This is a genomic window from Pseudoalteromonas sp. Ld20 (assembly GCF_045064175.1).
In the GTDB taxonomy this organism is placed as follows: domain Bacteria; phylum Pseudomonadota; class Gammaproteobacteria; order Enterobacterales; family Alteromonadaceae; genus Pseudoalteromonas; species Pseudoalteromonas neustonica.
Genome location: NZ_JBISHB010000023.1, coordinates 92,690 through 115,455 on the forward strand (window position 1 = coordinate 92,690; position 22,766 = coordinate 115,455).

At 40.0% G+C, this 22,766-nt stretch carries 22 protein-coding genes; 10 read left to right on the forward strand and 12 right to left on the reverse strand.

Features of this window, described 5'->3' with window-relative positions; all coding sequences use genetic code 11:
• Nucleotides 1–154 precede the first annotated feature (154 nt).
• Nucleotides 155–583: an Lrp/AsnC family transcriptional regulator gene (locus ACJJVX_RS00685; protein WP_054203805.1), complete on the reverse strand. Its 429-nt coding sequence runs from the start codon at nt 581–583 to the stop codon at nt 155–157.
• A 201-nt stretch (nt 584–784) separates the two neighbouring features.
• On the opposite strand from ACJJVX_RS00685, the gene ACJJVX_RS00690 reads away from it, so the two are divergent.
• From ACJJVX_RS00690 to ACJJVX_RS00705, 4 genes are read left to right on the forward strand one after another with little or no spacing between them, the layout of a single operon-like run.
• Nucleotides 785–1,990 carry an aspartate aminotransferase family protein gene (locus ACJJVX_RS00690; RefSeq protein ID WP_054203806.1) on the forward strand — a complete coding sequence of 402 codons (1,206 nt, stop codon included), beginning with the start codon at nt 785–787 and terminating at the stop codon, nt 1,988–1,990.
• 42 nt (nt 1,991–2,032) lie between these two features.
• Entirely contained in the window at nt 2,033–3,067 is a 1,035-nt protein-coding gene (gene astA, locus ACJJVX_RS00695) for an arginine N-succinyltransferase (protein ID WP_054203807.1), read from the forward strand.
• A gap of 18 nt (nt 3,068–3,085) precedes the next feature.
• Nucleotides 3,086–4,567, forward strand: coding sequence for a succinylglutamate-semialdehyde dehydrogenase (gene astD, locus ACJJVX_RS00700; RefSeq protein WP_405629565.1), 1,482 nt, complete (start codon nt 3,086–3,088; stop codon nt 4,565–4,567).
• Between the two features lie 47 nt (nt 4,568–4,614).
• Entirely contained in the window at nt 4,615–5,418 is an 804-nt protein-coding gene (locus ACJJVX_RS00705; RefSeq protein ID WP_054203809.1) for a DUF1338 domain-containing protein, read from the forward strand.
• A gap of 134 nt (nt 5,419–5,552) precedes the next feature.
• Here ACJJVX_RS00705 and ACJJVX_RS00710 read toward each other — a convergent pair whose 3' ends face one another.
• Together ACJJVX_RS00710 and ACJJVX_RS00715 are read right to left on the reverse strand one after the other, a co-directional pair.
• Nucleotides 5,553–6,833: a flavohemoglobin expression-modulating QEGLA motif protein gene (locus ACJJVX_RS00710; RefSeq protein WP_054203810.1), complete on the reverse strand. Its 1,281-nt coding sequence runs from the start codon at nt 6,831–6,833 to the stop codon at nt 5,553–5,555.
• Between the two features lie 66 nt (nt 6,834–6,899).
• Nucleotides 6,900–7,793: a TlpA disulfide reductase family protein gene (locus ACJJVX_RS00715; RefSeq protein WP_054454685.1), complete on the reverse strand. Its 894-nt coding sequence runs from the start codon at nt 7,791–7,793 to the stop codon at nt 6,900–6,902.
• Between the two features lie 155 nt (nt 7,794–7,948).
• Between ACJJVX_RS00715 and ACJJVX_RS00720 the strand changes: the two genes are divergently transcribed.
• The 5 genes from ACJJVX_RS00720 (at nt 7,949) to ACJJVX_RS00740 (ending at nt 11,695) form a co-directional block, all read left to right on the forward strand.
• Nucleotides 7,949–8,206 (forward strand): DUF3081 domain-containing protein, encoded by a 258-nt coding sequence (locus ACJJVX_RS00720; protein WP_054203812.1) that lies wholly within the window; start codon nt 7,949–7,951, stop codon nt 8,204–8,206.
• Nucleotides 8,207–8,208: 2 nt separating this feature from the next.
• A complete protein-coding gene (locus ACJJVX_RS00725) occupies nt 8,209–8,511 on the forward strand; it encodes a hypothetical protein (protein WP_170172815.1) in 303 nt (100 codons plus the stop codon).
• A 106-nt stretch (nt 8,512–8,617) separates the two neighbouring features.
• Nucleotides 8,618–10,216: an AbgT family transporter gene (locus tag ACJJVX_RS00730; protein WP_054203814.1), complete on the forward strand. Its 1,599-nt coding sequence runs from the start codon at nt 8,618–8,620 to the stop codon at nt 10,214–10,216.
• A 68-nt stretch (nt 10,217–10,284) separates the two neighbouring features.
• Nucleotides 10,285–10,824: a fused DSP-PTPase phosphatase/NAD kinase-like protein gene (locus ACJJVX_RS00735; RefSeq protein ID WP_405629569.1), complete on the forward strand. Its 540-nt coding sequence runs from the start codon at nt 10,285–10,287 to the stop codon at nt 10,822–10,824.
• An 82-nt stretch (nt 10,825–10,906) separates the two neighbouring features.
• Nucleotides 10,907–11,695, forward strand: coding sequence for a hypothetical protein (locus ACJJVX_RS00740; protein WP_054203816.1), 789 nt, complete (start codon nt 10,907–10,909; stop codon nt 11,693–11,695).
• A 77-nt stretch (nt 11,696–11,772) separates the two neighbouring features.
• Here the strand turns inward: ACJJVX_RS00740 and ACJJVX_RS00745 are convergent, their stop codons facing one another.
• Nucleotides 11,773–14,010, reverse strand: a complete 2,238-nt coding sequence (locus ACJJVX_RS00745; RefSeq protein WP_099458977.1) for a carbohydrate binding family 9 domain-containing protein — start codon at nt 14,008–14,010, stop codon at nt 11,773–11,775.
• Nucleotides 14,011–14,143: 133 nt separating this feature from the next.
• On the reverse strand, nt 14,144–14,467 hold the full coding sequence (gene fdxA / locus ACJJVX_RS00750) for a ferredoxin FdxA (RefSeq protein ID WP_054203897.1): 324 nt from the start codon (nt 14,465–14,467) through the stop codon (nt 14,144–14,146).
• Nucleotides 14,468–14,633: 166 nt separating this feature from the next.
• On the opposite strand from fdxA, the gene ACJJVX_RS00755 reads away from it, so the two are divergent.
• Entirely contained in the window at nt 14,634–16,244 is a 1,611-nt protein-coding gene (locus ACJJVX_RS00755; RefSeq protein WP_405629574.1) for an NAD(P)/FAD-dependent oxidoreductase, read from the forward strand.
• A gap of 331 nt (nt 16,245–16,575) precedes the next feature.
• Here the strand turns inward: ACJJVX_RS00755 and ACJJVX_RS00760 are convergent, their stop codons facing one another.
• The 7 genes from ACJJVX_RS00760 to ACJJVX_RS00790 form a co-directional block, all read right to left on the reverse strand.
• Nucleotides 16,576–17,877, reverse strand: a complete 1,302-nt coding sequence (locus ACJJVX_RS00760) for a DEAD/DEAH box helicase (protein ID WP_054454692.1) — start codon at nt 17,875–17,877, stop codon at nt 16,576–16,578.
• Between the two features lie 67 nt (nt 17,878–17,944).
• Entirely contained in the window at nt 17,945–18,376 is a 432-nt protein-coding gene (locus tag ACJJVX_RS00765) for a hypothetical protein (RefSeq protein WP_054454694.1), read from the reverse strand.
• A gap of 2 nt (nt 18,377–18,378) precedes the next feature.
• Nucleotides 18,379–19,182, reverse strand: a complete 804-nt coding sequence (locus ACJJVX_RS00770; RefSeq protein ID WP_212760594.1) for a MipA/OmpV family protein — start codon at nt 19,180–19,182, stop codon at nt 18,379–18,381.
• Between the two features lies 1 nt (nt 19,183).
• Complete coding sequence (locus ACJJVX_RS00775; protein WP_064435598.1) at nt 19,184–20,413, reverse strand: beta-ketoacyl-ACP synthase; 1,230 nt, start codon at nt 20,411–20,413, stop codon at nt 19,184–19,186.
• A complete protein-coding gene (gene fabG, locus ACJJVX_RS00780; RefSeq protein ID WP_064435599.1) occupies nt 20,413–21,138 on the reverse strand; it encodes a 3-oxoacyl-ACP reductase FabG in 726 nt (241 codons plus the stop codon). Before fabG ends, ACJJVX_RS00775 begins: the two co-directional genes overlap by 1 nt.
• Nucleotides 21,138–21,593, reverse strand: coding sequence for a hotdog family protein (locus ACJJVX_RS00785; protein WP_064435600.1), 456 nt, complete (start codon nt 21,591–21,593; stop codon nt 21,138–21,140). The genes fabG and ACJJVX_RS00785 overlap by 1 nt, the downstream gene beginning before the upstream one ends.
• 2 nt (nt 21,594–21,595) lie before the next feature.
• On the reverse strand, nt 21,596–22,765 hold the full coding sequence (locus tag ACJJVX_RS00790; protein ID WP_064435601.1) for a beta-ketoacyl-ACP synthase: 1,170 nt from the start codon (nt 22,763–22,765) through the stop codon (nt 21,596–21,598).
• Nucleotide 22,766: the final 1 nt, after the last annotated feature.

Genomic DNA, 22,766 nt, shown 5'->3' on the forward strand with positions numbered 1-22,766 from the left:
ATATTAGGCCCCTGTGAAACGCTGAACTCTGCATATTGAGGTGGCTTGGGTATAGTATAGTGTGTTAATACAATTTAAGCTTAAAATATTAGTAAAGTTATTTTAAGTAAAGTTTAATCCCATCCTATTTTCTCAACGGAGGTAACCCTACATATTACCGCTTAAATTTGGTCTCTAAGATAACCGATGAGGTTGTACGCTCAACGCCATCTAAATTACCAATATCATCGAGTAAATGACTTAGCTTTTCTAAATTTTGCGCTTGAACAACTGCAATTAAATCAAATTCACCGCTAATTGCATAAAGTTGTGAAATAGCGTCAATTTGCTTTAGTTCAAGATTGGTTTTTGTTGTTAGCTTTTGCTTCACTTTAATCGAAACGTGTGCCGATACCATGGCATTTAAATACGCCTCTCCATAATCAACACTGTACCCTTTAATAATGCCGCTTTCTTCGAGTTTTAGCATCCTACTTTGTACTGTAGAGCGTGACAAATTTAACGCTCTTGCTAAATCTGAAATACTCGCACGTGCGTTTGTACGTAGTATAGATAGTAATCTTTCATCTTGTTGACTAATCATTTTGGCAACACTCTTCGTTATTTTGCTTTTTATTATCGTCAATTTTAACAAAATAGCACTGCAAATTGAATCTCTGAACCATGATAATAGTAAAACAACAACTAAAGAGCTGTTTTTAAGCAGCTATATATTTTATAAATATTCGTTTTTATAACTTTTTTATAATTTATCCTCTCATATTCGTTATTTTAGGTGCGTCAAATGCAAGTAAATAGAGACTTATTCAATCATGTTATGGTTCCAAACTACAACCCGTCGGATGTTATTCCTGTTCGCGGACAAGGATCACGAGTGTGGGATCAAAACGATAAAGAGTTTATTGATTTCGCCGGTGGCATAGCGGTTAATTGTTTAGGGCATTGTCACCCTGCACTTGTAAATGCTTTAAAAGAGCAAGGCGAGAAAATTTGGCATTTATCAAATGTTATGACTAATGAGCCTGCATTGCGTTTAGCAAAGAAAATTACCGATGCAACATTCGCAGACAAAGTTTATTTTGCGAACTCAGGAGCAGAAGCAAACGAAGCGGCACTTAAACTTGCTCGTCGTTTTGCGTTGGATATACATGGTGCTGACAAAACGCAAATTATCGCATTTAACAAAGGCTTTCACGGTCGTACATTTTTCACTGTAACTGTAGGTGGGCAAGCCGCCTATTCTGATGGATTTGGCCCTAAACCTGCTGCAATCGATCATTGTGACTACAATGATTTGAACGCATTTGAAGCACTTATTAGCGACAAGACATGTGCGGTTATGATGGAGCCCTTGCAAGGTGAAGGTGGTATTATTTCGCCTACAAGCGATTTTATTAAAGGTGTGCGCACTTTGTGCGACAAACACAATGCATTACTTATCTTTGATGAAGTGCAAACGGGTGTTGGCCGTACAGGGTCTCTTTATGCATACGAAGAATTAGGTGTAACCCCTGATATTTTAACAACAGCAAAAGCCCTTGGTGGGGGATTTCCAATTGGCGCAATGATCACAACAACCGACATTGCAGCACATCTAAAAATTGGTACACATGGCTCAACATATGGTGGCAACCCATTAGCTTGCGCCGTTGCAGAAGCTGCATTTGATACCGTTAATACCCCTGCTGTACTTGCTGGCGTTAAAGAACGTGAACAACTTTTTCGAGCCGGCTTTGCTCAAATCAACGAAAAATACGACGTATTTAGTGAAGTCCGTGGTAAAGGTCTATTATTAGGTGCTGTACTTAACAGTAAGTTTGAAGGACGTGCACGGGACTTTCTCGTCGCAAGTACTGAACACGGACTTATGAGTTTGGTCGCTGGTACAAACGTTATTCGGTTTACACCTTCGCTCGTGATCCCACTAGAGGATATAAAAGAAGGTTTAGCACGCTTTGAAAAAGCAGTGGCAGATGTTGTAAACGCTTAACCTAATTTAGCACCCTACATGGGTGCTAATGGAGCACTTTGAATGCAAGTATTACGTCCTATCACCGCCAACGATTTTGATGCGTTAAAGCAAATTGCAATCGAATCTGGCCATGGTTTTACATCATTGCCCGTTGATGATGCTTTATTGCTAGAAAAAATTGAACGCGCAGAAAGGAGTTTCGCGAAAAACATTACTCAGCCCCACGACGAAACTTACTTATTCGTATTAGAGGACAGTGAAACAGGGCAAGTCGTTGGCACCACAGCGATTGAGGCTGCGGTGGGTTTGAACGTGCCATTATACCATTACCATCTAGGTAAAACAGTTCACCACTCTGCAACCCTGAAAGTATATAACACAGTTGATATTTTAAGCATGTGTAATGATTACACAGGCTGCTCTGAGATTTGTACATTATTTTTACGCGAAGACAGCCGTAAAGGCTTGGCTGGACGTTTTTTATCACGTTCACGATTTTTGTTTATGGCACAGCACAGTGAACGATTTGCTGACACGATCATTGCCGAAATGCGCGGTGTAAGCGACGAAGACGGCCACTCACCTTTTTGGCAATGGCTTGAAGAACACTTTTTTAGTATTGAATTTCCTCAAGCTGATCACCTTGTTGGTTTAGGCGATAAATCGTTTATAAGTGAACTCATGCCTAAATACCCTATTTATGCCAATTTACTCAGTAAGAAAGCGCAGGCAGTAATAGGAAAAGTTCATGAGCATACAAAACCTGCACTGAAACTCCTTGAAAAAGAAGGCTTTGAACATCGTGGCTACGTTGATTTATTTGATGCTGGGCCAACCGTTGAAGCAAAGTTAGGAAATATACGCAGTGTGCGTGAATCCTTAGTGTGCCCGATATCAATTGGTGAGCTGGATCATATTAATGAACAAAGCTCCGACACACTCGCTATTTGCAACCAAGGCGTGAATGACTTCAGAGCAACGTTTACCAAACACGCTCACTATAACCATGCCAAGCACACTTTAATTATTAGCCGTGAAGTTGCAACCGCACTTAAATTAAAACAAGGGGATGCAGCGCGTTTCTTCCGCCTGTAAACCTCGTAGGAGTTTATAATGAGCATTGAGACTCAAAGTACACAGTTAATCAATAACCAATGGCATGCTGGCCTAGGTCATGACTTTAATTCAATTAACCCTAGTAATGGTCAGATAATCTGGCAAGGCAAAACGGCAAGTAAAGAGCAAGTTGATGCTGCAGTAAAGTCAGCGCGTCTGGCACAATTAGCATGGGCTGAATCATCAATTGAAAATAGAATTACAATTCTTGAAAACTTCGTTGCTCAACTAAAAAAACACAGCGAAGAGTTTGCTACCATAATTGCAAGCGAGACAGGGAAACCACTTTGGGAATCGCGCACTGAAGTTGGCGCAATGGCAGGTAAAGTTGCTATTTCTATCAATGCACATAACGAACGTACGGGTACCACAGAAAACTCAATGCCAGGTGCCAAAGCATTTATTCGTCATAAACCACATGGCGTAGTCGCTATTTTTGGCCCATATAATTTTCCTGGCCATTTACCAAACGGCCATATTGTTCCAGCCATTTTAGCTGGCAATACGGTGGTATTTAAACCCTCAGAGCTGACGCCTTTAGTCGCGCAATACACGCTCAGTTTATGGTTAAAAGCAGGTTTGCCAGCAGGTGTCATTAACCTTGTCCAAGGTGAAGTGCAAACAGGTATAGCACTTGCGAGCCATCAAGATACTGACGGTTTATTTTTTACTGGTAGTTCAAACACAGGCCATTTATTGCATAAACAATTTGCAGGTCACCCTGGCAAGATTTTAGCATTAGAAATGGGTGGCAATAACCCCCTTATTATTAAAGGTGTAGCTGATGTAAGTGCCGCAGTCCATGACATCATTCAATCAGGGTTTATTACTTCTGGCCAGCGCTGTACCTGCGCGCGTCGTGTGTTTATTGAAAACACACCAAATGGCGATGCCATTTTAGAAAAACTGATCACCGCCACTAAACAAATTAATGTAGCGGATAGTTTTAGTGAAGTTCAACCCTTTATGGGCGCTATGATCAGCGAAAAAGCAGCGTTAGGTATGGTGGCCGCTCAGCAGCAGCTATTATCGATGGGTGCCAAGTCACTCGTTACGCTTGCTCATTTAAAGTCAGGAACAGGATTTGTAAGCCCAGGTATTATTGATGTAACCAACGTGGCTGATATTCCTGATGAAGAACACTTTGGACCGTTAATTAAAGTTTACCGTTATAACGATTTTGACAGTGCTATTAGTGAAGCGAACAATACGTCATTTGGTTTATCTGCTGGTCTATTAAGTGATTCACGTGATGACTATGATCATTTTTTAAAGCGTATTCGCGCTGGAATTGTTAACTGGAACCGCCCAATTACAGGTGCATCCAGTGCGGCACCTTTTGGTGGTATTGGTGCCAGCGGTAACCACAGAGCAAGCGCCTATTATGCAGCAGATTACTGCTCATATCCTGTTGCATCAGTTGAAGCATCACAGGTTAATCTACCTACAACCCTTGCGCCGGGCTTAATCATCGAATAATCAGCCTGTGGCGTAACGGCCACAGTAACCAAATTAAGGAATTAAAAATGCACACAAATGTAAATACTCTTTTTGACAACTTATGGCAAAACTACCTTGCAGTCACTCCTTCAGCTGTAAAAGTACATGAATTACTTGGATCAACGCAAAAAGATGATGTGATCAATGATCATATTGCGCTTCGTACCTTTAACCATGAAAAAATTGGGCTTGAAAAACTAGCAGCTCATTTTCTAGCGGTAGGTTACAAAGAATGCGGTGAATACCACTTCGAAGCTAAAAAACTATACGCCAAACATTATGAACACACTGATCCAAAACAGCCAAAAGTATTTATCTCTGAGCTGCTAGTAGAAAAGTGCTCCACTGAATTGCAAAATATCGTCAACGAGATGGTTGCAAACATCGACGAAAGCGCAGTTACCGGCGATAATTTTTTATATTCGGGTACTCATTGGCAAGTTGACGCTGATACCTACAAGGCATTATTAGCTGAGAGTGAATACGCAGCATGGATGTCAGCATGGGGTTACCGTGCAAACCACTTTACCGTAAACATCAATGAGCTTGCCAAGTTTGATAACATTGAAGATGTAAACCAAGCACTTAAAGACGCAGGTTTTGCACTTAATACTTCAGGCGGGGAAATAAAAGGTTCGCCTGCTGTACTATTAGAGCAATCATCAACACTTGCTGATGACTTTGAGGTTGAATTTAGTGACACAAAAATGAGCGTTCCGAGTTGTTTTTATGAGTTTGCTATTCGTTATGCTAAGCCTGATGGTGAGCTTTATACCGGCTTTGTTGCCGCCTCAGCAGATAAAATATTTGAAAGTACTAACGCGCGTTAATAAAATAATGCGGCTTGCTAAATTATTTACATAAAAGCTGAACTAAGGCCCTACAATTTTTGTAAGGCCTTTTTGTAATACATACTAATTAGTTAAGTTGTTCAATTATTTAACCGATTGATGTAATAAATTCATCACAAAAATAGCGGTTTATAATCATTCTCTAATTGTTCAAATGACAGGTTACCTATAAAACGGCCAAAACTAAGCCACGTTGCCAAACCTCTTAAATCTTTAAAGTGCGGTGGCACAAACTTAGGTGATTCTATTACGCCTAAATCATGCAACTGGGAAATCAGTCTAAAGTCATCTATCGAAATTTTACCGACTAACAATAATGGTAATTGATCAATACGACCAAGCTGTATTGCTACACGTATTAAATTATAAACCAGTACAAACCCTTTTATATATGCGATGTCTTTTGTAAAGGGTAATCCTGTCGCTGTACTGCCTCTAAATACGCGTTGTGCCAGGGTATAGCTTTCATCTTTGCTTAAACCTTGCGCAACGTAATCTCGATAAATATCAACAAACTCAGCGCCATCAATCACCTTAGTCACAGCTTGAATGCGGTTTACTAGCTTCGCTAAACGACGCGGTGTTGATTTAAGCGTGATGATCTCAGTTAAAACAGCAAGCCCTTCTTGGGTCACGGTAGAGCTGGGTGTCCCTTTGCTTAAACATGTTAAATAAGGCTGAGCTAAGCCATTTTGTGTGGTGCCAACATGGATCCACCCTTCATGAACTTCTAAAATATCTAGCTCACGTTGTGAAAACTTCACGTCTTGATTCAGCTTAATATTGTTAGCGCCCGCAGCGGCGTCACTGACGATCCCATCGCTAATCATCACCTCAACATCGATACCTGGCATGCTTAATTTTACTTGTTCAGCAAGAATTTTAACCGCTTCATCGGCATCAATATTCTTAGGGTCATCAGGTAAAATGTCCGCAGAAAGTAAGTTTTTAAGAGGCAACTCGAGCATATTTGCAAGCTCTGATAATGATGGCTCCCCCGCATGAAATAAATCTTTTGGATGCCCAAACAACTCGACAGATAAGTCATGGAACTCAGGTGTGCCTCTGTATTCAAGCATACTCAGTACTGTTTTATATTCAGTACACATTTTGCTCATGTATTGCGCTATCGGGTTTAATTGCCCGAGCTGGCTGATAATATTACGATTTAAATCAGAAAATGCTTGACGTAAATCACTCGGGACAAAGCCTAAATCACGTTGTTGGTAATAGGCTCTATCTACGAGCGGGTTCTTTTGACACTTTTGTCTGAAAAACTCTTCTTTTACGCTTTTATCCCAATTAATGGCATCTAAAATACGTATCGGTGTTTGCAGCGCGATTAATCGATCTGATAACTCCCGAGTTTTAAGTAATAACGCCTTATCTATCATGCTCTAAGCTCAGTGGGGTATGAGCCTTGAGCATAGGATAGTTTTTCGTATATTCAAAGCAAATTATTACTGCTTTAGCATATTAATTGGGCTTGAAAAGTCAGTAACTCGCTGTATTACTTTAGCGTCTTTATAGAGTAATAAAGTAGGAACTTGACTCACTTCATTGGAAATAAATAAGTCATTCCCATGATCTATATAAAGTGGATGAAGCACTTTAAATTTTTCTACGTACTCAGCCACAGCGGCTTCATCCGTCCATAGTTGACTCACTCTCGCCTCTGTATCTATTCCCTGCGCCGTTAAGGCATTTATTTGCTCTTGTGCTGCAATACAGTTTTTTGCCATCTTTGGGCGAGTATCCGCTAAATACCAGTCGCACCAAGTCGCTGTATATAAAACGGCTTTTAAGCCTTTGTCTGGAATGGTGAGAGTAAGCGCTACTTTTTGACTCTCTTTATCCAATAAGCGTGGCTTTTCAACAACACCATCATGAGATAGTAATCGTAGTGTGTTATCAAGTGCTTTGTCAGCATCATGCCCTTGAAAAATCACTCTCCCCGTTTTATCCAGTAATACATGAAAAGGCGTACCTCTAAACTCATAGTGTTTCGCGACTTTAGCGGTATCATCAGTCATAATCGGCATTGTTAAATTAAAGCGTTTTTTAACAGCCTCCACAGCACTCGGATCATCATTGAGGTCGATATTAATTGCTATCGTATCAACTGACTCCCCATATTGTTCATATGCATGCTGAAAATGCGGCATTTGTTCCATACACGGTTTACACCACGTAGCCCAGAATTTTAGATACACAGGTTTTTTACCTATAATTTGGTTTAGTTCAAAGAGTTCGCCCTGTTGGTTTTTTAAAGTCAGGCTTGATTCATTTGCCTGTGTAGTTGCACTGCCTAAACATAAAAATAACCATAACGCTGTAACGTATATATATTTCATCTTTGTCATCCCTAAAATAAAAACACTTTAGCATAGCAACTTAAGAGCTAACTTGTAATTTTGCGACATTTTCAGTGACTTTAATTCGATGGTTTAAACTAAATGTTATGCCCATACGTAATGATTAATAGATCAACAAATAATTTGGAGTAGCAATGAAAAATGACATTGATGGCAAACAAGTACTTGCGGTATATGAGCGAATTATCCAACGTGGTGAGATTACTGAAGAAGGCAAATACTATATGGGGTTAACGGCGTTTTCTGATATTGATGGGTACACGGTTTATTTAAAAGGCAGTGGTGTAACGCTGAGATTTGGGTTTCACAATACTTACCATCTTGATTATGAACACGACAAGCATAAAGATGACTTTCTTAAAAAAATCATTAACATCTTTAATGAGGAATAATTGTGTCACTACATCGTCCTCGTCGCGCGCGACCTAAGAATAATAGCAAAGGCACTGTATTCATAAACCATGTAATTGAACGTTTGCGTGAAGATCCGAGCAAGTTAGATATTATCCGAAAAAACTTGGATGAATATCGCCAGCAACGTTTTCTCAAACGTGGTTTTTTATTAGCTATCGAAAGATTTGATTGGGTATTTGAGGCCTCAAATAATGTTGATGATATATGTGAGCAGATATTAGCTGATGACTATATAGGCAACAGATTACGTCGTTACCCTTTGTTATTTAAAGGTGTTCGCTAACATTAGGGGTAATTTAACGTACTAAGTAAGTAAGTCACCGTTTATAGGTGATACTAAACGTAAAAAATGATAGATTGCGGCAATTTTAAAATTTTGAGAACCAGCTATGTCAAAAGTTGTCGACACTGCGAATTCAACACCGCCTGAAAAACAATCGGGGTTATTTAACCGATTTTTAGCAACCGTTGAGTTTATGGGGAATATGTTACCCCACCCTATCACCTTATTTGCGATGTTTTGTGTAGCCATCGTTGTTTTTAGTGGCATCGCCGACTGGTTTGGCTTAAGTGCGATTGATCCGCGTCCAATTGGATCTGCAGGACGTGATCCTGATGGTGTTATTGAAGTGGTCAGTTTACTAAGTGCTGAAGGTTTACAACGCATAGTGACCGGGTTAGTAACTAATTTTACAAGCTTTGCCCCTTTAGGGACTGTGCTTGTGGCCTTACTTGGTGTAAGTGTTGCTGAGCATTCAGGGCTTTTATCTGCTGCAATGCGCGGCATGGTTATGGGTGCTTCAAAACGTTTAGTTACTTTTATGGTTGTTTTTGCGGCTATTTTATCCAACACCGCATCAGAGCTTGGTTACGTTGTTTTAATTCCGCTCGCTGCAATGATATTTCACAGCTTAGGCCGTCACCCATTAGCGGGCCTTGCTGCCGCTTTTGCCGGTGTTTCCGGTGGTTACAGTGCCAACTTATTATTAGGAACTATTGATCCATTACTTGCGGGTATCACTACTCCTGCAGCACAAATGATCGATCCTACTTATCAAGTTGGCGCAGAAGCTAACTGGTATTTCATGATGATTTCGGTTTTACTTATCGCAGTTCTAGGTACCTTAGTCACCGAAAAAATTGTTGAACCACGCCTTGGTAAATACAACCCTGATGATGCAAGTGCAGATTTAGAGCAAAATAATATTCAAGGTTTAACAGCCGTTGAAAAGTCAGGCTTAAAATGGGCAGGGTTTTCTTTATTAGTTGTATCACTATTATTAGCGTGGACTATTGTGCCTGCTGATGGCATTTTGCGTAATCCAGAAACTGGTCTAGTTACACAATCACCATTTTTAAAAGGGATTGTCGTATTTATATTTGTTACTTTTGGTATTCCTGGGTTTGTGTATGGTCGTGTTGTCGGCACCATGAAAAATGATAAAGATGTCATTGATGCTATGAGCAAAAGCATGAGTTCAATGGGCATGTACATTGTATTGGTATTCTTTGCAGCACAATTCGTCGCATTTTTTAAATGGACAAATTTAGGCACTATTTTAGCAATCAATGGCGCTGCTATGTTACAAGCGCTTAATCTGACTGGCCCCGAGGTATTCGTACTCTTTATTTTTATGTGTGCTTTAGTTAATTTAAGTTTAGGCTCTTCATCGGCGCAATGGGCCGTAACCGCCCCTATTTTTGTACCAATGCTTATGTTAATTGGTTATGCACCAGAGACAATTCAAGCCGCGTACCGTATTGGTGACTCTGTTACTAATTTAATCACACCAATGATGAGTTACTTTGGGCTCATACTCGCGGTAGCCACTAAGTATAAAAAAGACATGGGAATTGGTACACTCGTCGCTACGATGCTGCCATATAGCATGATATTCTTTGTTGGTTGGGTCGCCTTGTTCTATCTGTGGGTCTTTGTTCTAGGCTTACCTGTTGGGCCTGACTCACCCATTTATTATACTCCTTAATAATATTTTAATAATGCCAGCACCCGCTGGCATTATTACATTTATACCTACCAAATGAGGCCTCAACTATGAAAGCACTTTTTCTCATCTTATTTACTTGCTGTTTATTAAGTACACCTTGCATAGCAGAACAAAAAAATCCTCAAGTAATTGAGTTAATAAAGCTAAACAATTTCGCTAACCCTCAAGAAAATATTTATACCTCAGGGCAGCCGACACAAGCACAGCTTTCGCAACTTGCTGACAAAGGGGTAAAGCATATTATAAACCTACGCGGTAAAAATGAAACTCAGTGGGATGAAGAAGATGTTGTAAATACACTTGGTTTGCAATACGCGGCATTACCAATAACTTCAAAGGCTGATATAAATGTTACAAACGCTATTTTATTACAGAAATTGCTAAATGAAACATCATCTGAGGCAACTTTATTGCATTGTGCCAGCAGCAATCGTGTCGGTGCCCTTGTTGCTGTATACCATGCAACTGAGCTTAAACTGCCCATTGAGCAAGCAATAGCAATCGGTAAGCAATGGGGTTTAAAAAGTTTAGAATCAGTTGTCACAGATGAAGTTACCCGCTATCAAAACACGCTAATAAAAAAATAATAAACGGAGGGTAATAATTAGTTGTTTTAATTATAAATCTCGATTGTTAAACTCACCCCAACTTACTTAAATGGATTTAAAAATGAAAAAAATTCTACTTTTACTTGCTCTATTTTGTTCCTCAGCTCAAGCAATTGAATTTCAAAAATACCCTATTCTTTTAGAGTCATCCAGTGGCGAACATGTAACGATCATTGAAAGCCGAGATAAGTCTCAGGCTTTAATTAAAGTGGTCGGTGTTAATAGCCCAATTGATGAAGTCGTTTTTTTAACTGACTTAAAACCTCACGGCAGTATTGAAGCTTATAAATACACTTTTGATGGTGAACAACGCGCTTTAATCACAAAAGGAAAAAGCTATAGCTGTTGCAACTACACGCTATATTTGCCGAATACACGACAAGGTATTTACTTATCAGAACTAAAAGATAAACGCTCAACCGCTATTTCTGAAGATGTATATGCGCAATATCAGGCACAACAAGAACAAGGTATACAACTAAAATTGGCTAAGTTTGATCGTGACAATAGCATTAAACAATCGCAAATAGCATTAACTGCTGCAACCAAAGAACTTAATAAGTTTTGCGGTAAAAACATTACAACAACAGTTAATTGGCAAGAACTTGATGATAAAATACTGCAGACCTACGCTGTCGGTGCTTATTGTGCTCAAATTGCAACAAGCTTGGCACAACAATGTAAAAAACAACCTGAATTTAAAACGAAAGCACAGCGGTTTGGAAAAATTTCATGTGAGTTTGCTGATGAACTAAAGCTACGCCACACCGATACGTTAATTCAATTTAAAACAGCGCCAAAAGCCCCAAATCAAGCTCAGTTTGTTGAAGCCTATTTACGTAATCTCTAGCTCAAAAGTAAAAAGCCCTAACATTAGGGCTTTCAAATTCTAATAAAGTACGGTTAACGCTTAAAGTAACTGTTCCTTTAAAGCTGCCATGCATAGCTAAGCTTTGTAAAAAACGTACGTTGATTTCGTTCTAAACTTTTCAGCGAATCATTTTGGTAACCTTTATCAGAATACCCTAAGTAAAACAGTGTTTGAGCATTGATCTTGTAAGAATAAATTAGCTGATTACCTAACTCTCGATTCGTCTGATTAACAGCATAATAATAGGCCTCTTTATTACGGTCAATATCTTCAAACTGCATAACCAGTTTAAGCATAGAGCGCATATTAAATTTATAGTAAATACGTAAATCAGTTTGATTAGCAGTATAAATTCGCTCGCCATTTTGAGCATTCAAACGACTATAGCTATGCTCTAATTGCACTTGCCAATGGTCATTAATATCCCAAGTAAACTCAGGTTCAATGGCCAGTAACTCACCTAGCTGCTCATTGCTATAATCTATTTTACTGCCAAATTCACTGTATAATGTTAAACGAATGTCATTAGTTGGATTAAACCCACCGTACACAAAACCAATGTTTTGGTTATAAAACTCATCATAATAATTTTCATTTCGGTGGGTTAAACCAAATTGTAAAAATGACTGTAACTGTCCATTTAATTCAACAACTGCTTCATATTCTTCTTCAAGTAAGCGGCCATCAAGTGCCCATGATTTATCCCAATCAGCTTCATATGAATATTCTGTTATGATGTTATCAGCATCGAGATACCAGGTTTGACCGCCCCCTAGATTTACTTTTTTGTAATCAACTTTTGCTTGGTAACCTAAATCAGTACGGTAATCTTCACCCACGTGCTCGTAACTTGCATATAACTCATAATCACGCTTTTCTCGTGTAAATTCAATTTTATAGGCTTGATCTGATTGATCTTGCTTTAAATTATATTTATCAACAAGGTAAGTCGAATTCTTCGTGTCTGCGGTAGCAACTTGGTACATTAAACTATCTGTTTGGTTAAACCAGTAACTACCATCAAGAGACAATACCGTATTATGATAATCAGCTGATTCACGATGGGTAGTCATTACGCCAATGGTACCTTGTTCGCCTATATCATATTGATAACGCCCTACTGAGGCTTTTGATTTACCCCCTAAGTTAGCAAAACCTGAACCTTGATTTGTAGGTAATAACACACTGGTATTTTCATCATCAGCATACATAAAACCATAGCTATGGTTATTGGTTTTACCTGTTATTTTTGCGCCAATTTCAGGCTCTGCAATAGTACGGGTATAAAGTAATTCAAATAGACTACTCTTAAAATACGATGCGCCATCTAAAAAGAAGGGGCGCTTTTCAGCAACATAAATTGAATAGGTGGTGTTTACATCCAGCTCTAACTCATCTGCTTCCACTTGTGAGAAATCAGGGTTAATTGTTGCATTGATCACCGCATCTTGCGTGATCCCCCAGCGTAAATCTAAACCAGCTTCAGTATCAATATCACCATTTTCCCAATCGCCAGGCACTGTGTCTTTAACATCATGACGTAGTGCTGTAAAAGTTGGTGTTACTTGAATATTTTTACTAGGCTCCATGGCATTAAAGCCAGTAATTTTGTCAAATTGGCAAAAGCTGCATTTTGTGTCACGGTCAAATCCGACGTTCGACATTTGGTATGTCACATCACGAGGATAATTTCGCCACGCAGCAAAACTCCATGTCATATCCGCTTTATTTTTAGGAAATCGCAATGCGGTAAATGGAATTCGCATTTCCACCACATAGCCTTGCTCAGTAATTTGACCGGCGCTATCCCAAATTGCATTCCAAGATGGGTCTTCACTCCAGCCATCTGTATCAGTCATACGCATATCCCCTTGAGCACCCAGCGGATTTACATAAAACTCATAGCCTGTACGTTCATCATTGAATGTATCAATCATTATTGCGACATTATCGTCAGACCATAAAGTATCTCGGTCTCTTAATGCTGCACGTATTTGACTCGGATCATTATCGTATGCAATAAAACCAACATATAGATAGCTGCCATCTTCATACAGGTAGGCATCAGTTTTTACCGGTGGCGTACCTTTTTCATTAGGTTCATTTTGATATTTCAGAGCAACTAATGTGGCTTGTTGCCAATGGGGTTCATTGAGTTGGCCGTCTATATCGATACTTTTATCAATATGGGCCAGATTGAATTGTTGCTTTTCAGCTACGCTAAAGAAGCTACATACTGTCAGTACGACAAAGAATACTTTTATATTTATCGATTTTAGAAGCTGCATAAACATCCGTTTAGAATCAGATTACTCATCAGGAGTAAATTAATTCGTAAAGTTTAATTCAAGCAGGGTCATTTGTTAATAGTTTAATTAAATAAATGTTATTAATAATTAATAAATTGGAGGTGAAATGGTATTTAAATTAACTTTCGATTAATTTTAGTTTGTTTGCAACGCCATTCCAGGTGTCTGCATCATCTGGTGCGGGTTTAACTTCAGTTATTCTCGGCCACACAAGTGCAAGTTCAGCATTAAGTTCGGTAAAATCTTTTTGCGATTCGGGTAATTCATCTTCTTGATATATTGCTTCAGCAGGACACTCAGGTACACATAAACCACAATCAATACAATCAATTGGACTAATTGCTAAAAAGTTAGGCCCCTCATAAAACGCATCTGCAGGGCATACTGATACACAGTCCGTGTATTTACATTTAATGCAATTTTCAGTGACTACAAATGCCATATTCTTACTATGCCTATATTTACTCAACAACAGCGCTGGATCATACCCAACGCTTGAAAAAATACAATAAATAATCACTGCCATCGCAGCTTAAATTAACGTAAAATACGCGCCATTGTGAGCGGTTCGCCAAAGTGACTGCTAAGACACCTAATAGAGATTAAATATGATACGTTTAACAGAAATAAAACTGCCTCTTGAGCATAGCGAAGACGCAATTGAACAAGCCATTATTACCAAGCTTGCCATTAATGCAGATCAACTTCACAGTTTTAACGTCTTTAAACGTGGTTACGACGCACGTAAGAAAACCGCAATCTTACTCATTTATACACTTGATATTGTCGTTGATAATGAAGAGCAACTACTCGACAAGTTTTCAAAAGATCAACACGTTAAAGTCGCACCTGATACCAGCTATAAGTTTGTAGGTAAGGCACCTTCCACAATCCAAGAGCGTCCTGTTGTTATTGGTTTTGGGCCTTGTGGTTTATTTGCAGGCTTGATATTGGCACAAATGGGCTTCAAACCTATTATATTAGAACGCGGTAAAGAAGTACGCGAACGCACAAAAGATACATTTGGTTTTTGGCGTAAACGTACTTTAAATACGGAGTCAAATGTACAATTTGGTGAAGGCGGCGCAGGTACATTCTCTGACGGCAAACTATATAGCCAAGTAAAAGATCCAAAGCATTATGGTCGAAAAGTAATTACTGAATTTGTAACCGCAGGTGCACCAGAGGAAATTTTGTACGTAAGCAAACCTCATATCGGTACCTTTAAACTCGTTACCATGATTGAAAAAATGCGTGCAAGCATTGAAGCGCTTGGCGGTGAAATTCGTTTTAGCACACGTGTCGATGATATTTTACTAGAAGACGGTCAAGTTACCGGTCTTAAACTTTCATCAGGCGAGCAACTCAATACTCGTCATGTTGTGCTTGCTGTCGGTCACAGTGCCCGTGATACTTTTCAAATGGTGCATGACAAAGGTATTTACGTTGAAGCAAAACCATTTTCTGTTGGCTTTAGAATTGAGCATAAGCAATCAATGATTGATGAATGCCGTTTTGGTACGAATGCGGGCAATCCAATTCTTGGTTCAGCTGATTATAAACTTGTACATCATTGCGACAATGGCCGGACTGTTTACAGCTTTTGTATGTGCCCGGGTGGAACTGTGGTTGCTGCAACATCAGAGGAAGGTCGCGTTGTTACCAACGGCATGAGCCAATATTCACGCAGTGAACGCAATGCAAACAGCGCTATCGTTGTGGGCATTTCCCCCGATGAAGATTTTCCAGGGCATCCACTAGCTGGCATTGATTTGCAGCGCAAACTCGAAGAACAAGCATACGAGTTAGGTGGCAGTAATTATGACGCACCTGCACAATTAATTGGTGACTTCTTAAAAGGGAAAGACTCAAGTACATTAGGTGATGTTAAACCTTCGTATACTCCAGGCATTAAGCTAACTGATTTGGCAAAAGTGCTACCACGTTTTGCAATTGACGCCATCCGTGAAGCAATCCCTGCATTTAACAAGCAAATTCGTGGTTTTTCAACTAATGATGGATTATTGACGGGTGTTGAAACACGCACTTCATCACCTATTTGCATCAAACGCGATAAGAGTATGCAAAGCATTAATACCCTAGGCTTATATCCTGCCGGTGAGGGTGCGGGCTACGCAGGTGGTATTCTTTCCGCAGGTATTGATGGGATAAAAGCAGCCGAAGCTTTAGCATTATCAATGATTGAGAAAAACACATAACCAAGTTTTTGACTTAATTTGATGTAAGCTCCACAAGTTGGGGCTTTTTTATGCCCATATTTTAAGTAATACCAATCGTGTTAAGTTACTGACCAATTATAGCGACTGGTAAGTGGAGTGATAACAAGGCATAAATTTTGACATGGTGTTGTTCTCGGCAATTGCTTCTGCATTGCTCTACCTCCTGCATCCAGTCGTACATGAAAAAATTATAACGCAGTTAGCGCTTTATTTAGCTCGCTAGGATGGTTAAATATTTAAGTCGATTGGTATAAGAGTAACAAAAAAGCCTGAGTAAACTCAGGCTTTATCACTTTGTGTACTTTTAATATTACTTTTTCAAAGCAAGCTTTTCGCCTTTAAGGCTTTTACGTACACCTGAAATACGCGAACGGTTTTTTGCACGAGCTTCACCCGTTGCTTGACCAGAGACTTTATTACTGCGCGAACGACGTAAATGAGACGGTTTTTTACCAATTTTATCAATCAGTACTTCACGGTTACTTACTTTATAACCTGGTAAGTATTCACGCTCAATTTTTTGACCTATTAGGGTTTCAATTTCGAATAAAGTATTTTCTTCTTCACGGCTTACAAACGAAATTGCCTCACCTTGATTACCAGCACGGCCAGTACGGCCAATACGATGTACGTAATCTTCTGCAAGCCATGGTAAATCAATATTGATCACACGCGGTAAACCATCGATGTCGATACCTCGCGCGGCCACTTCAGTTGCTACGAGCACGCGAACTTTACCCGCTTTAAAATCACTTAATGCGCGACGACGATTACCTTGCGTCTTATCACCATGACATACGGCCGCAGGAATACCATCAAGATTAAGTTCTTTGACTAACTCGTCAGCTGTGTCTTTCATATTTACAAACACAAGCACTTGCTGCCAGTTCTTTTTTCCAACAAGTTCAGATAGTAATTCTTGCTTACGGCGCTCTTCTACTGGGTAAACAACGTGATGTACAGTTGCTGCAGTGCTGTTTGTTTGATCAACGCGCACAATTTCCGCTTGCTTTAACACTTTACTTGCAAACTGCTTAATTGCCGCTGGGAATGTAGCCGAAAATAATAATATTTGGCGCTCATCAGCACAGGCATTGATCACGGTTTGCATATCACCAATAAAGCCCATATCAAGCATACGGTCAGCTTCATCAAGAACTAAATGCTTAACCTGAGCAAGGCTCAAGTTACCAAGGCGAATATGATCAAGTAAACGACCCGGAGTAGCAACAACGACATCTACCCCCTCTTTTAGACCATTCGCTTGACCTGCTATGTTAACACCGCCGAAAAGGCAAACGGTTTTAAGAGCAGTATACTTAGCAAAATCTTTAAAATTATTGGCTATTTGCTCTGCAAGTTCACGAGTAGGTGCTAATACTAATGCACGCGGTGCATTTGTTGGCGTATGCTCAACTTCAGATAACTTTTGAATAATAGGTAGAGCAAATGCAGCTGTTTTACCTGTGCCTGTTTGGGCACTGGCTAAAACATCTTTGCCTTTACGCACTGCTGGAATAGCATTACGTTGAATGGGCGTAAGGGTGTGATAGTTAAGTTCATCTAACGCCTGAAGAAGTTCAGGGGCAAAACTAAAAGATTTAAAATTCATGCTGTATAACCTGCGGCCACATTATCAAGGGTCGCAAATTATACAGCAATTTGAAGTAAGCAGTTAGTTATAACTTAACTAAAGTGCCTTTTAATGCCACACCGGCCATAATTGTGCCCGCGCCGCATTCATATTCAGTGCTACTAATGAATTTACGTTTTTTATAATACGACTGAATATTAACAACCGCATTCATCCCCTCTTTAACAGCACGTTGCTGTAGTGCTTTTAGCGCACTAAGCATCACCCATTCGCATGCTTCAGTATCAGATTTACCAAATGCATTGGTTTTTTTATTACTGATCACTTCACCGTATTTACTGCTTTCTTTACTGTAGCTTTGATCTGCAAAATACAATGGAATATCTAATAAAGCATCCTTTGCTTTACTGCTTTCTAGCAGTTGTTGAATTGGGTATTTAGTTATATCGTCACGCGCTTCAACAGCTGTTGTTATTAAAGTAGTCGCCAATAACAGAGCGCTATAAACTATTTTCATCTTTATTTTCCTTGTTGAGTATAAAATTTCCATGCAACACCAAAACCAACTGAGACATTACTATCTTGTTTAATTAAAGGACTACGTTGCTGTTTACTATCTGCTAAGTGGTGATATTTCACAAATCCACCCAGCCAATATTTTTTAGTATCAAAATTTACCCCTAAAGATAAATCTGTACCTGAATATCCTGAACCAACGGTAAATTCACTGCGATTTATACGGCTATTTAACGCTGATATACCATAGAAATAATTTAAATAACGACTATCAGCAAAGTTTACATTCGCTCGGATAGTGGTGGTTATTTCATAATTATCACCCGTTAACAAAAGGGTTTCAAAATAAACACTCGGCCCATACCGCCACCCTGCATTTGTCAGTGAACTAAAATCCGTCGCCATTGCTTTACGAGTAAATAAACCAACATATAACTGTTCTTCGGCTTTAGGTGACCCTAGTAAGTAGTAATTTAATGAAGGACCGAGTTCAAAGACCCAATCAAGGTCTTCCATCCCTTCTCGTGCCTGGTTATCTTTACTATCAACCGCTAAACTAACCCCTGCTGAAATATCTAAATGCAATTTATCATGTTGCCATAAATACCCTGTTAGGTTATTACGATCTAAATCTAACTCATCACTTTGATAACGGATATAGGGCACTGGCAATATATATTGCTCACTTTGATCTGAGCCTAAATAATGGGGAATATCAGCCGCAAAAACGCCACCACCAATTTCCAGCTTAGAAGCGGATAAAACAGCACCACTAAATAGAGTAAACAATAATAGTAGCCAGCGCATTTTATTCACCTCTAAAACGCTTAAAAATAAGTGATGTATTAATCCCACCAAATGCAAAGTTATTACTCATTACATAATCAGTGTGTATCTCACGACCTTGCTCAGTGATGTAATCAAGCGGGGCACATTCACTATCAATCTCTGTTAAATTGATCGTTGGGGCAAACCAATTATCGCTCATCATATTAATACTTGCCCACGCTTCAATCGCGCCGCATGCACCTAAAGTATGCCCCAAGTAACTTTTAAGCGAGCTAATTGGTTTTGTACCTAAAGCATTAAAAGTTGCATGGGATTCTGCAATGTCACCTCGATCAGTTGATGTTCCATGGGCACTTACATAACCAATTTCATCCGCAGATAAATCAGCATCCTGTAACGCCATTTCAATCGCTACTTGCATTGTAGATGCAGTCGGCTGAGTGACATGCTGACCGTCAGAGTTACAACCAAAGCCAACTATTTCAGCTAAAATTGTCGCACCACGTGCTTTTGCATGTTCATATTCTTCTAAAATAAGCGTAGACGCGCCTTCACCTATAACTAACCCATCACGGCTTTTATCAAACGGACGTGGTGTCATTTTTGGTGTGTCATTTTGCGTGCTGGTAGCATAAAGTGTATCAAATACAGCAGCTTCAGTAACACATAGTTCCTCAGCACCACCAGCAACCATTAACTTTTGGCGACCAAACTTGATTGCTTCATAGGCATAACCGATGCCTTGTGAGCCAGAGGTACACGCTGAACTAGTAGTAATAACACGTCCTTTAAGGCCAAAAAACACCCCTACATTTACAGGAGCCGTATGCGCCATCATTTGAATATAACTGGTTGCCGTTACACCATTCATAGAGCCAGTTTCCATCATCCGACCAAATGACACCAGCGGTTCAGTTGAGCCGATTGACGAACCATACGATACACCGGTTGAGCCATCAGTAAGCGAGGGGTGTTCTAATAATTTAGCTTGTTCAAGTGCACGTTCTGTCGCAACGGTCGACATCAACGATACTCGTCCCATCGAACGTACTTTTTTACGTGAATAATGTGCAGGGCGACTAAAATTTTCAACTGGGGCAGCGAGATTAGTATTCAAACCATCTATGTATTCCCAGCTTTTCATCTGCTTAACGGCATTTTCGCCTTTTACTAAAGCAGCCTTAAACTCATCCCAGTTATCACCAAGCGCAGTGATTGACGCCATACCTGTTACTACTACACGTTTCATTACGCCATTCCACCATTAACTTGAAGTACCTGACGAGTAATATAACTTGCTCCATCAGACATTAAAAATGCAACAGCTGCTGCAACTTCATCAGCGCTTCCCATGCGGTTCGCTGGGATCATTTTAGTCATTTCTGCAATTGGAAGGTCATCAGTCATACCCGTATCAATTAAACCAGGCGCGACACAATTTACGGTAATTTTACGTTTTGCTAATTCAACTGCCAACGCTTTTGATGCACCAATCACGCCCGCTTTTGATGCACTATAATTGACTTGCCCACGATTGCCTGCAACACCAGAGACTGATGACATAGCAACAATACGGCCACCTTTACGGGTGCGGACCATTGGCATAACCAGTGGATGAAGCACATTATAAAAACCATCTAGGTTAGTGTGGATAACACTGTCCCATTCATCATCAGTCATTGCTGGAAAGGCCGTATCCGCAGTAATGCCTGCATTACAGACTACACCATAAAAAGCACCATGTTGCTCAACATAATCATCAAGTACCGCTTTTGCAGTCGCTCTATCGGCTACATCGAATTGCAGAATATCAACATTAACACCTAATGCGCTGATCTCAATTTTTACTTGCTCCGCTGCCTCTATGCCTGAACGACAATGTAAGCTAATATCAAAGCCATCTTTGGCCAGTTGCAAAGCCACCGCTTTACCAATACCTTTACTTGAACCTGTGACTAATACACGTCGTGACATTACAGTTGCTCCGCTAAAAATTGTTCTGGATTTTCAGGTTGAAAAACATTTATTTTGGCATCAACTAAAATGCTATTGCCTTCTCGAATCACACATTCAAACGCGCTTAAACCATTGGGTTCGCTATAAAGTTTTGTGACATCAATTGTAAGCTTACTGCCTAGTTTAAAACCATTACAATGTATTTTATATTTGCGACTACTCACTAAAAAGCCTATCGCGACTGTCGCACCACTATCTATTTGATTGGCATTAGCATATGCGGCAATCGATTGCGCCATATATTCAATACCAACATGACTTGGCACTGTTTGTGATTGTGGATTATAAAAATTACTGTTTGGGGTAATCGTTACCGAGCAACGACCACTCTCTTCGTCGTAGCTATCTAAGCTATCAATTAAAATCATCGGTGCGGTGTGCGGTAATACATCTTCAATTTGGTGAACGGTCATAACTATAATCCGATTAATACACTAACGTTATTGCCGCCAAACGCAAAAGAGTTTGACAAGCACGTGGTTATTTTAGTTGGGTGTTGAGTTCCTACTGCAACAAGGTTGATTGCGGGTAAACTCTCATCTTGTTGGCCATCCCATATATGAGGTGCATAATCAGAACCACCTATTAATAGCCAACATAGCCCAACTTCAGTTGCACCTGCTGCGCCTAATGTATGACCAATCATTCCTTTTGAAGAACTGCATGGCGTATCTTTACCAAACACTGTCGCTACAGCAATGGCTTCCATTTCATCATTTTTTGGTGTTGCTGTACCGTGTAAGTTGACATAATCAACATCACCCGCTTGATAAGATGCAGCATTAAGTGCAGCGGTCATCGCCGCCGCCGCGCCCTCCCCTTGTGGGTGCGGCGCTGACATATGATGCGCATCACTTGACTCACCTACACCTAATAATTTTACTCGCCCTTGCTTTTGTACGATGCACAACGCCGCAGCTTCACCTAAATTAATACCATCGCGGTTACGGCTCGATGGATTAGATACACCCGCAGAAGTTGATGCTAAAGCAGAAAAACCGTTGACGGTCATACCGCATAAGCTGTCAACACCACCAACAATAGCGGCATCCGCGAGGCCTGATGCAATCATTTCTTGAGCTGTCGCAAAGGCCTTTGCACTTGAAGAGCACGCCGTTGAAAGGGTTAACGCGATACCTTGCAATCCCAGTTCACTACAAATGAACTGTGCCAGGTTATCCATTTCCTGCTGCTGATAATGATATTCGCTTGGAAATTCTCCCTGCGCGTGACGAGCTTTCATTGCCTGCTCACCTTGAGCAATCCCTGAAGTACTCGTACCTACAATAACGGCAATACGCTGGGCGCCATATTGCTGTTTAAGCTCTGCAATTGGATCTGCGAGTTGCGCGATGGCAAGTGCTGCTAATTGGTTATTACGGGTTTGAAACTCGATCGCCCTATCATTCAATGTTGGTAACTCACCTTGCACGGCCCCAACAAAAATAGGGCCTTCGTTTAACAAAGTATCATTACTAACAATTCCTGACTGATTGCCAGCTAATAAGTTACGCTTGATACTTTGATTATCTCGCCCTAAGGCATTGATCATGGCGTAATGACTGATAAATAGCGGTTGCTGCATA

Coding starts and splice junctions, on each gene's coding strand:
- ACJJVX_RS00685 (WP_054203805.1), bottom strand. CDS start 583: ATGATTAGTCAACAAGATGAAAGATTACTATCTATACTACGTACAAAC.
- ACJJVX_RS00690 (WP_054203806.1), top strand. CDS start 785: ATGCAAGTAAATAGAGACTTATTCAATCATGTTATGGTTCCAAACTAC.
- astA (WP_054203807.1), top strand. CDS start 2,033: ATGCAAGTATTACGTCCTATCACCGCCAACGATTTTGATGCGTTAAAG.
- astD (WP_405629565.1), top strand. CDS start 3,086: ATGAGCATTGAGACTCAAAGTACACAGTTAATCAATAACCAATGGCAT.
- ACJJVX_RS00705 (WP_054203809.1), top strand. CDS start 4,615: ATGCACACAAATGTAAATACTCTTTTTGACAACTTATGGCAAAACTAC.
- ACJJVX_RS00710 (WP_054203810.1), bottom strand. CDS start 6,833: ATGATAGATAAGGCGTTATTACTTAAAACTCGGGAGTTATCAGATCGA.
- ACJJVX_RS00715 (WP_054454685.1), bottom strand. CDS start 7,793: ATGAAATATATATACGTTACAGCGTTATGGTTATTTTTATGTTTAGGC.
- ACJJVX_RS00720 (WP_054203812.1), top strand. CDS start 7,949: ATGAAAAATGACATTGATGGCAAACAAGTACTTGCGGTATATGAGCGA.
- ACJJVX_RS00730 (WP_054203814.1), top strand. CDS start 8,618: ATGTCAAAAGTTGTCGACACTGCGAATTCAACACCGCCTGAAAAACAA.
- ACJJVX_RS00735 (WP_405629569.1), top strand. CDS start 10,285: ATGAAAGCACTTTTTCTCATCTTATTTACTTGCTGTTTATTAAGTACA.
- ACJJVX_RS00740 (WP_054203816.1), top strand. CDS start 10,907: ATGAAAAAAATTCTACTTTTACTTGCTCTATTTTGTTCCTCAGCTCAA.
- ACJJVX_RS00745 (WP_099458977.1), bottom strand. CDS start 14,010: ATGTTTATGCAGCTTCTAAAATCGATAAATATAAAAGTATTCTTTGTC.
- fdxA (WP_054203897.1), bottom strand. CDS start 14,467: ATGGCATTTGTAGTCACTGAAAATTGCATTAAATGTAAATACACGGAC.
- ACJJVX_RS00755 (WP_405629574.1), top strand. CDS start 14,634: ATGATACGTTTAACAGAAATAAAACTGCCTCTTGAGCATAGCGAAGAC.
- ACJJVX_RS00760 (WP_054454692.1), bottom strand. CDS start 17,877: ATGAATTTTAAATCTTTTAGTTTTGCCCCTGAACTTCTTCAGGCGTTA.
- ACJJVX_RS00765 (WP_054454694.1), bottom strand. CDS start 18,376: ATGAAAATAGTTTATAGCGCTCTGTTATTGGCGACTACTTTAATAACA.
- ACJJVX_RS00770 (WP_212760594.1), bottom strand. CDS start 19,182: ATGCGCTGGCTACTATTATTGTTTACTCTATTTAGTGGTGCTGTTTTA.
- ACJJVX_RS00775 (WP_064435598.1), bottom strand. CDS start 20,413: ATGAAACGTGTAGTAGTAACAGGTATGGCGTCAATCACTGCGCTTGGT.
- fabG (WP_064435599.1), bottom strand. CDS start 21,138: ATGTCACGACGTGTATTAGTCACAGGTTCAAGTAAAGGTATTGGTAAA.
- ACJJVX_RS00785 (WP_064435600.1), bottom strand. CDS start 21,593: ATGACCGTTCACCAAATTGAAGATGTATTACCGCACACCGCACCGATG.
- ACJJVX_RS00790 (WP_064435601.1), bottom strand. CDS start 22,765: ATGCAGCAACCGCTATTTATCAGTCATTACGCCATGATCAATGCCTTA.